At 69.9% G+C, this 7,720-nt stretch carries 11 protein-coding genes; 4 read left to right on the plus strand and 7 right to left on the minus strand.

Going from position 1 to position 7,720, the window contains the following annotated elements:
• Positions 1-1,309, minus strand: a 1,309-nt coding sequence (gene hemL, locus ACFU5M_RS33540) for a glutamate-1-semialdehyde 2,1-aminomutase (RefSeq protein ID WP_379055480.1), incomplete at its 3' end; no start/stop codon positions are given.
• Positions 1,310-1,483: 174 nt separating this feature from the next.
• Between hemL and ACFU5M_RS33545 the strand changes: the two genes are divergently transcribed.
• The gene (locus tag ACFU5M_RS33545; protein ID WP_379055482.1) at positions 1,484-1,870 is read left to right on the plus strand and encodes a hypothetical protein; all 387 of its coding nucleotides are present in this window, start codon (positions 1,484-1,486) and stop codon (positions 1,868-1,870) included.
• Positions 1,871-1,891: 21 nt separating this feature from the next.
• Here ACFU5M_RS33545 and ACFU5M_RS33550 read toward each other — a convergent pair whose 3' ends face one another.
• From ACFU5M_RS33550 to hemB, 6 genes are all read right to left on the minus strand, one after another.
• On the minus strand, positions 1,892-2,113 hold the full coding sequence (locus ACFU5M_RS33550; protein ID WP_063051631.1) for a hypothetical protein: 222 nt from the start codon (positions 2,111-2,113) through the stop codon (positions 1,892-1,894).
• 169 nt (positions 2,114-2,282) lie between these two features.
• The gene (locus ACFU5M_RS33555; protein ID WP_281875782.1) at positions 2,283-2,513 is read right to left on the minus strand and encodes a hypothetical protein; all 231 of its coding nucleotides are present in this window, start codon (positions 2,511-2,513) and stop codon (positions 2,283-2,285) included.
• A 57-nt stretch (positions 2,514-2,570) separates the two neighbouring features.
• A complete protein-coding gene (locus tag ACFU5M_RS33560; protein WP_379055485.1) occupies positions 2,571-2,831 on the minus strand; it encodes a hypothetical protein in 261 nt (86 codons plus the stop codon).
• Positions 2,828-3,310 carry a hypothetical protein gene (locus tag ACFU5M_RS33565; protein WP_379055487.1) on the minus strand — a complete coding sequence of 161 codons (483 nt, stop codon included), beginning with the start codon at positions 3,308-3,310 and terminating at the stop codon, positions 2,828-2,830. The genes ACFU5M_RS33560 and ACFU5M_RS33565 overlap by 4 nt, the downstream gene beginning before the upstream one ends.
• Before the next feature lie 315 nt (positions 3,311-3,625).
• Positions 3,626-4,141, minus strand: coding sequence for a hypothetical protein (locus ACFU5M_RS33570; protein ID WP_379055489.1), 516 nt, complete (start codon positions 4,139-4,141; stop codon positions 3,626-3,628).
• A gap of 5 nt (positions 4,142-4,146) precedes the next feature.
• Complete coding sequence (gene hemB, locus ACFU5M_RS33575; RefSeq protein ID WP_379055491.1) at positions 4,147-5,124, minus strand: porphobilinogen synthase; 978 nt, start codon at positions 5,122-5,124, stop codon at positions 4,147-4,149.
• Positions 5,125-5,306: 182 nt separating this feature from the next.
• On the opposite strand from hemB, the gene ACFU5M_RS33580 reads away from it, so the two are divergent.
• From ACFU5M_RS33580 to ACFU5M_RS33590, 3 genes are all read left to right on the plus strand, one after another.
• Positions 5,307-6,092, plus strand: coding sequence for a hypothetical protein (locus ACFU5M_RS33580; protein ID WP_379055493.1), 786 nt, complete (start codon positions 5,307-5,309; stop codon positions 6,090-6,092).
• A gap of 45 nt (positions 6,093-6,137) precedes the next feature.
• Positions 6,138-6,947: a tetratricopeptide repeat protein gene (locus ACFU5M_RS33585; RefSeq protein WP_379055495.1), complete on the plus strand. Its 810-nt coding sequence runs from the start codon at positions 6,138-6,140 to the stop codon at positions 6,945-6,947.
• A gap of 114 nt (positions 6,948-7,061) precedes the next feature.
• A complete protein-coding gene (locus ACFU5M_RS33590; RefSeq protein WP_040870381.1) occupies positions 7,062-7,334 on the plus strand; it encodes a hypothetical protein in 273 nt (90 codons plus the stop codon).
• Positions 7,335-7,720: the final 386 nt, after the last annotated feature.

Genomic DNA, 7,720 nt, shown 5'->3' on the forward strand with positions numbered 1-7,720 from the left:
CCGCCGCCCCGTGCGCGGCGGCGGGCAGGGCGGCAGCGATACGGTCGAACGCGTCCTCGTCGAGCGCTGCGGAGACGAACCACGCTTCGAACGCGCTCGGCGGCGCGTACACGCCACCGTCGAGCAGGGCGTGGAAGAACGCGGGGTAGCGCCAGGTCTCGCTCGCCTTGGCGGCGGCGTAGTCGGTGACCGGGCGTTCGGCGAAGAACACGCTCACCATATTGCCTGCGAATTGCACCTGGTGCCCGACCCCCGCTGCGGTCAGCGCCGAGGTGAACAGTTCGCCGAGCCGCTGCGCGTTGCGGTCGAGCGCGGCGTAGACCGCTTCGTCGGCCGCCCGCAGCGTGGCAAGGCCCGCGGCCACCGCGACCGGGTTACCGGACAGCGTGCCCGCCTGGTAGACCGGCCCGAGCGGCGCGAGGTGGTTCATGATCTCGGCACGTCCGCCGAACGCGGCCGCGGGCAGCCCGCCGCTCATCACCTTGCCGAAGGTGTAGAGATCACCCGCGACGCCTTCCCGGCCGAACCAGCCCGCGCTGCTGACCCGGAAGCCGGTCATCACCTCGTCCATGACCAGCAGCGCACCGTGCTCTGTGGTGAGCGCCCGCAGGCCCGCGTTCCAGCCGGGCAGCGGCGCGACCGCGCCCATGTTGCCCGCCGCCGCCTCGGTGATCACGCAGGCGATCGAGCCGGGATTCGCGGCGAACGCGGCGGCGACGGCGTCGAGGTCGTTGTAGGGCAGCACGATGGTGTCGGCCGCCTGCGCGCCCGTCACACCCGGCGAGGTGGGCAGGCCGAGCGTGGCGACGCCGGAGCCCGCGTCGGCGAGCAGCGCGTCGACGTGGCCGTGATAACAGCCGGCAAATTTGATGATCTTGGTGCGGCCGGTGTAGCCGCGGGCCAGGCGGACCGCGCTCATCGTGGCCTCGGTGCCTGAGTTCACCAGCCGTACCCGCTGCACCGGCGCGACCCGCCGCACGATCTCCTCGGCGAGTTCGATCTCGGCTTCGGTCGGCGCACCGAAGGACAGGCCGCCGCTCGCCGCACGGCGCACCGCATCGACGACCGCGGGATGCGCGTGACCGAGGATCATCGGCCCCCAGGAGCAGACCAGGTCGACGTACTCGTTGCCGTCGGCGTCGACGAGCGTGCAGCCCTCGGCCGATGCGATGAATCGCGGTGTACCGCCGACGGATCGAAATGCCCGCACCGGAGAGTTGACGCCCCCCGGAATCACCGAACTCGCCCGGTCGAAGAGCTGAGCGGAAACCGGCACGGTCGCACTGGTCACGCGCGGAGAAGAACTCACGCGTTCCAGTCTCGCAGCCCCGGAAAATCGGTTCGACGACAGGGTGTAGTGCAGTGATGCAGGCCGCAGCCGCCTGGCAACACGCCGAGGTGATGTTCGCGCGAAATTCGATCGCTGAACGGTTGCCGGTGCGTAGTCTCAGCTCACATTCGTCCATCATTCGGGAGGGTCTGCATGCGGATTGCCATCGTCAGCGTGGGTGTGCTCGCCGTCGTCGCGGGAGCCGCCGTGACGCTCGGGACCGGGTCCGCCGCCGCGCAGCCGTTCGATCAACTCGACCAGGCGCGGCTGGCCATCCCGCTGGACCACACGGCGACCACCATGCTGGCAGGCGGACCGATCCCGGCACTGGTCACCATGGTCGTCCCGCCGAACCGGATCGGCGCCGGGCTGAAGAACGACTCGGCCATCTACCGTGACGATCGCGGGGCGGTGCACGCCACCTTGCGCCAAGTGGTCCTGGAGGCGGCAGGCCATCCGGACGGGACGGTCACCGTCTATCTGAACGCTCCCGGCGCCCGCAACGGCCGGGTGCTGGACATCTACCAGCACTGGAACTGAGCGGGCGCCGCAACGCCGCCGTCAGGCGTACATGCAGGGGACCTGCGCCGACATGGTGTGCAGGAAGCACATGAACCCGTTGTAGGGGCCCGCCGAACCCGAATCCGGCACGAGAATCGGCGCGTCGACCGGGTTCGCGTTCTCCAGGGGCAATCCGGGATTCGCGCCCGCGGGCGCGGCCCCGATCCCGAGGGCGGCGGCCACGGCAAACGCGGCACAGATCTTGACGGCGAACCGGTTCATCAAACACTTTCCTTCATTGACGCGCGTTCCAACTACGGCCGAAATACTAACGGCCGCAGAGCCATTCCAGCCAAAGCGCACGGTCGGCGGGCGTCGGGCAGCGGACGGCGCGCGGTTGCACGGTAACTCGCCGGCGCGCCGCCCGCAGCAGTTCGCAGGCAATCTTCGGCTACGTGAGGCCCAGGCAGAACTTGGCGAACCCGGTGGTCACCAGGCACGCCAACGGCGTGGGTAGCGCGTGCAGTAACGGTGCGGGCGGAGTTGCGGCGAAGACCGGTGTCACCGGAACAGGCGTTCCGGGAACGGCTTCGGCGGACGCGGTGGCAGGTACGGCTGCGGCCGCGCCGATCACACCGGCCGCCACCGCACCGAAAAGTGTTCGCTGGACAGTTGGTTTCATGTCAGCGGCGTTCCCGCGTTCGGCGAGGTCAAACGGCCGCAAGCGGACTCGCGCCGATCAGCGCGTGATCTCGGCGCCACGGCGACCGCGCCGGAGCCGGGCCACGGCGTCGATGGCGAGCACCCCGGCCACCGCGACGAGCGATGTGGCCAGCAACCACCACGGGCCGGTGTAGCGGGTGGCGGTGAAGCCCGGGACGTCGCCGGCCGGCGCGAAGTCGGTGGTGCGCACGCCCGCGCGCGCGCTCAGCACCGCCGCGATCAGGGCGAGCACGAACAGATCCAGTTCCACGAGCACCGCGACGATCCAGCGCCTCATCGGTCCACTCCGTCCGAACTGCGCTGGACGGCTTCGGTCAACGCCGTTCGCAGCGCCTTGTGGTCTCTGGCCCACGCCTGCGCCAGGCCACCGTCGGCCAGCCGCAGCCCGATGCCGGTGCGGCGGCGAGGCACCCCGCTCAGCTCACCGAGCGCCCTGGCCGACTCCCATTCCTCGTCGTCCCAGGAATCCTCGTCGCGCTCGGGAAGGACCTCCGCGATCGAACTCAGCGGCAGCGACTCGGTGCCCGATCGCAGCGTCTGCGCGGTGAGCTCGACGCTGACGTGCCGCTTGCCCGCGACCACCTGCAACGCGACGAAACCCGCGATCAGCGCGGCGCAGAACACCAGGGCGAACCAGTGCACGGCACCACCGGTGACGAGTTCGAGGATGACAATGGTCAGGCACAGGATCGGCCCATACGCCACCGTGCGCCAGCGAGCACCCGGTTCGGTGAACAAGACGGCGGCAGCGGTCACGCCCGGCCTCCCGCGGCAGCGCGCGCCGGCACGGCGAGAAGTGCGATCAGCGACTCAGGCCGGGCAGCAACAGCACGGCGACGGTCAACACGGCGAACAGGATCAACAGGCTCAAAACGGCCAGATCCCGACGAATGCTGTGCGGCTGCTGGATCACCACTCGCATCTCTGCCTCCGATCCTCCGGAGCCATCTGCCGAGTTCCCGCACGAAATACACGACAACGCATGACAAACGACTACCGGTTCCCATGTCCACTGTGACAACCCTCACCATACATGCCGGACTGTCTCGGACAAATTGGAAACGTGTTCCATCAGCGCCTGCCGGGCTGGAAGTACGCGGTGGAATCGGGCCGGTGGGACAGATAGATGGCGCCGACCGCGAGCACGGCCTGCACGATGGACGCGCCGCCCGCGACGAGCGAAGCCGTCCCGGACACCGCGTCGATCGCCAGCAGCGCGCCGACGCCGATCACCACCACCCACGCGCCGAGCACCGTCAGCACGGTGCGTGCCCATTGCTTGCCGCGCCCGAACTGATGCACGATCACCGATGCCAGCGCCGCGACGCCCAGCCCGATCAGCACCACGACGACGTACACCAGCGACACCATCAACTCCGCACTGGCCAACGTGACCTGCGGATCCTGCACCCTCGCCTGCTCGAGGACCTCTTCGGCGAACGTGCGCCGCTGATCCAGCGCGGCCACGATCGAGGCGATCAACTGCACGACGCCGAATCCGATCACACCCCACCACAGCTGCCGCGCGGTACCGACGTCCTCCGGCATCGGGGGCCGGGCCGGGCCCGCGGCGAAGGGTCCCGCCATATTCGTCACGACAGCCAGTTCGCAGCCTCGGTCGCCCAGTAGGTGAGCACGATGTCCGCGCCTGCGCGGCGGATACTCGTCAGTGACTCGAGGATGGCGCCACGGCGGTCGATCCAGCCGCGCTCGGCGGCGGCGGCGATCATCGCGTACTCACCGGAGATCTGGTAGGCGGCGACCGGGACCGTCGAGCGATCGGCGACCTCGCGCAGGATGTCCAGGTACGACATGGCCGGCTTGACCATGACGATGTCGGCGCCCTCGGCCAGGTCCAGGTCCAGTTCCCGGATCGCCTCGCGGCGATTGGCCGGGTCCTGCTGGTAGGTGCGCCGGTCGCCTTCCAGCGAGGAACCGACGGCCTCCCGGAACGGGCCGTAGAACGCCGAGGCGTATTTCGCGGAGTAGGCCAGGATGCCGGTGTCGACGCGTCCGGCCGCGTCCAGGCCGTGCCGGATCGCGCCGACCTGTCCGTCCATCATGCCGCTGGTGCCGAGCAGGTCGGCGCCCGCCTCGGCTTGGGCCAGCGCCATCTCGACGTAGCGGTCCAGCGTCGCGTCGTTGTCGACCGCGCCGTCGGCGGCGAGCACGCCGCAGTGGCCGTGGTCGGTGAACTCGTCCAGGCAGGTGTCCGCCATGACCACGGTCGAGTCGCCCACCTCGTCGGCGAGCGCGCGCAGGCCACGGTTGAGGATGCCGCGCGGATCGCTGGCGGCGCTGCCGACGGCGTCCTTGTCCTCCGGGCGCGGCACGCCGAACAGCATGATGCCGCCGACACCGGCCGTGACGGCCTCGACGGCCGTCTTGCGGAGCGAATCCAGCGAGTGCTGCACCACGCCCGGCATGGAGCCGATCGGGCGCGGCTCCGCCAAGCCGTCGGCCACGAACATCGGTAATACCAATTGCCGTGGTTCGAGTGTCGTTTCGGCCACGAGACGACGCAAAGCCGGGGTGCGGCGCAACCGCCGTGGGCGGTCCATTCCGGTCATGAATCGCACGATACGCCCGGCGCGATCGGCTGTCGCGAGCGCCCGTGGCCTGCTTTCGACCCCCGGCCCGTTACGCGGCGATCGGCCATGTCATCCGACTGATAACGGTGTGTGAAATCACACCTCGCGCCGCGCGCGGAGGCGCATACTCCGACTAGGGGCGAGACCCGCTGGGGGACAGCATGACCGATCCGCACATCGACATCTCGCTTGCCAGAGCCGCCGACTTCGAGTCGTGGGTGGCGGTACTGCTGGCGGACTGGTGGCCGGTACTGACCGACGGTTTGCCCCCACCCTCGGCCGCTCTGCGAACCTGGCGCGCCACCGACGCCACCGGGCAGAACATCAGCGTGGAGTTCGTCGCGCGACAATCGGCCACGTCGGTGGTGATGCCCTGCGCACACGTCGCCTTCCCCACCCTCGGCATCCGTCCCGACGAGCGCGAGTGGGTGCGCAGCCGGGGGACGCACCTGGTCGGCGGCACCGAGGACGCCATGGTCCAGCTGCGATTCTCCGACATCGCCCGCAGCGTCTTCCTGCGTCTGCAGAGCAGGCCGTGCTGGGTGCTGGAAGAGGCGGGCCGGCTGCTGCGCCCCGGGGCGGAGTGCAGCCTACGGTTCCCGTGTACCACGTCGGGACCTCTGGACGTGCGGGTGGCTCGCAACAGCGCACGGCACCTGCTCGCCCAGCACAGCGCACGCCATGCCACCCCGGCCGACCCCCTACAGCTCGGGCCGCCGCAGCGGGTCGCCGACATCGGCTGGGCCTTCATCTTCCCGTGGTCGACCACATCCTGGTACCTGGACGGCTCCGTTCCCACGCTCCCGCCGGGCGGCCGCGGGCCGATCGTGGTCGTCAAGGACACCGGCCACACCTGGCTGCTGGACAGCCTCCGCAACTACGACGCGCAGCTGGCCGCGTACGCGCGGGCGAACGGGTACCGCGCCCCGCTCGAACAGGCGCGATGATGGACAGGGTGGTTTCCGCGGGATATCGCGAGGCGGGGTGCTGAGATGACCGAGCGACCGAGCGAGGCCGACTTGCTCGCTATGCAACGGCGCGCCGAAGCGCTGTGGGACGCCGGCGACGCGGCGGGCGCCGAACACTGGCTGCGCCGGGCCGCCGCGGGTGGCAGCGCTCCCGCCATGGGGATGCTCGGGGCGTTGTTGGGGGCCGACGGCCGGATCGGCGAGGGAATTCGCTGGCTGGAGACCGCCGCCGCGCACGGCAACCAGGCGGCGGGGATGCAGCTGGGCCTGCTGCACACCGAGCGCGGGAATCTCGACGAGGCCGAGCGCTGGCTGCGGCCTGCCGCCGAGCGCGGATTGCCCGAAGCCCTGTGCAACATGGGCGTTCTCGCGAATCGGCGCGGCCGCGACGAGGAGGCCGTGCAGTGGTACGAACGAGCCGTTCGCGCCGGAAACCCGACGGCCATGCGCACGCTGGGCCTGCACTTGGCGCGCCGCGGCGAATTCGACCGCGCGATCGACCTGCTCACCGAGGCCGCGCGCCGCGGAAGAACCGATGCGATGGCGGTGCTGGGCGCGCTGTACCTGGACCGCGGCGACCGAACCGAGGGTTCACGGTGGCTGCGCAAGGGCGCCGAAGCGGGTGACCCCGACTCGATGTTCCATCTCGCGCTTCTGCTGCGCGTGTCCAACACTCCCTACCTGGCAGGGGATTTCACCGACCCCGAGGTGTTGCGGACCGCCGCCGCCATCGCGACCGGCCGCACTCCGGCGCAGCGGGAGGCCAGGCGGTGGCTCGAACGCGCGGCCGCACTCGGCCATCCGCAGTCGCTGCGGCTGTTGCACGACATGTGAGCCACCGCGCGAGCGAAAGCCCTTGTAACCAGCGAACTTTGTCGGTGCCCCCGGGTAGAATCGAAGGTACGTTCGAGGGGGCTTCCGCCCCCGATCGCCACGGGAGGGATGCCAATGCGCACACCACAAACCGTTCTCATCGATCGCCCTTACGCTCCGCTGGAGAAGCGCCGGCTGCCCGCCGGCCGTCCCCGGGCGTGGTACGTCCTGCACAACCGGCGGCTGAAGGCGATGCGCCTGGCGATCGCACTGCTCGACTCCGGCGTCTACGCGCCGAGTTACGCCACGAACAAGCGGATCAGGCACACCGCCGAGGTGATCGGCATCCGCCCCCCGTCCGACGCCACCTGCTCCATGGTCCGCACCTTGATGCGCAAACGGTACTGAGAGCCGATCCATCGTTCCGGCTCGCGGTCGCGAAGCCGCCTCCACAGGAGAGCGCGCATTCGCGACCGCGAACGAACGGAAAGGCGGCCCTTCAACGAGGCCGAAATTCTCTCGGGCCCTGTAGCCAACGAGCGGCACGAGCCCACATCGCGACGCAGGTACGCACCGATACGACGTCGACCATCGCGCTGGGCACCCGGCAGCGAGACCGAGCATCTTTACGCCCGGCGACGTGAAGCGGTCACCCGCCCCACGCGGTCAGAACGGCGAGCTGTGGTCCGTAGCCGTCGTCCTTACGCGCCCAGCGGACCCCAACCACGTCTTTCGAGCGAAGCGAGACCGAGCATGTTCCGTTCGCGGCCCGGCTCGCGTTTGCGCGGCCGCCG

Origin of the sequence: Nocardia sp. NPDC057455 (genome assembly GCF_042802775.1) — a bacterium.
Taxonomy (GTDB): domain Bacteria; phylum Actinomycetota; class Actinomycetes; order Mycobacteriales; family Mycobacteriaceae; genus Nocardia.

What these genes read in the sequence shown, in the direction of transcription:
- ACFU5M_RS33545 (WP_379055482.1), top strand. Translation starts at nt 1,484, where the DNA reads ATGCGGATTGCCATCGTCAGCGTGGGTGTGCTCGCCGTCGTCGCGGGA.
- ACFU5M_RS33550 (WP_063051631.1), bottom strand. Translation starts at nt 2,113, where the DNA reads ATGAACCGGTTCGCCGTCAAGATCTGTGCCGCGTTTGCCGTGGCCGCC.
- ACFU5M_RS33555 (WP_281875782.1), bottom strand. Translation starts at nt 2,513, where the DNA reads ATGAAACCAACTGTCCAGCGAACACTTTTCGGTGCGGTGGCGGCCGGT.
- ACFU5M_RS33560 (WP_379055485.1), bottom strand. Translation starts at nt 2,831, where the DNA reads ATGAGGCGCTGGATCGTCGCGGTGCTCGTGGAACTGGATCTGTTCGTG.
- ACFU5M_RS33570 (WP_379055489.1), bottom strand. Translation starts at nt 4,141, where the DNA reads ATGGCGGGACCCTTCGCCGCGGGCCCGGCCCGGCCCCCGATGCCGGAG.
- hemB (WP_379055491.1), bottom strand. Translation starts at nt 5,124, where the DNA reads ATGACCGGAATGGACCGCCCACGGCGGTTGCGCCGCACCCCGGCTTTG.
- ACFU5M_RS33580 (WP_379055493.1), top strand. Translation starts at nt 5,307, where the DNA reads ATGACCGATCCGCACATCGACATCTCGCTTGCCAGAGCCGCCGACTTC.
- ACFU5M_RS33585 (WP_379055495.1), top strand. Translation starts at nt 6,138, where the DNA reads ATGACCGAGCGACCGAGCGAGGCCGACTTGCTCGCTATGCAACGGCGC.
- ACFU5M_RS33590 (WP_040870381.1), top strand. Translation starts at nt 7,062, where the DNA reads ATGCGCACACCACAAACCGTTCTCATCGATCGCCCTTACGCTCCGCTG.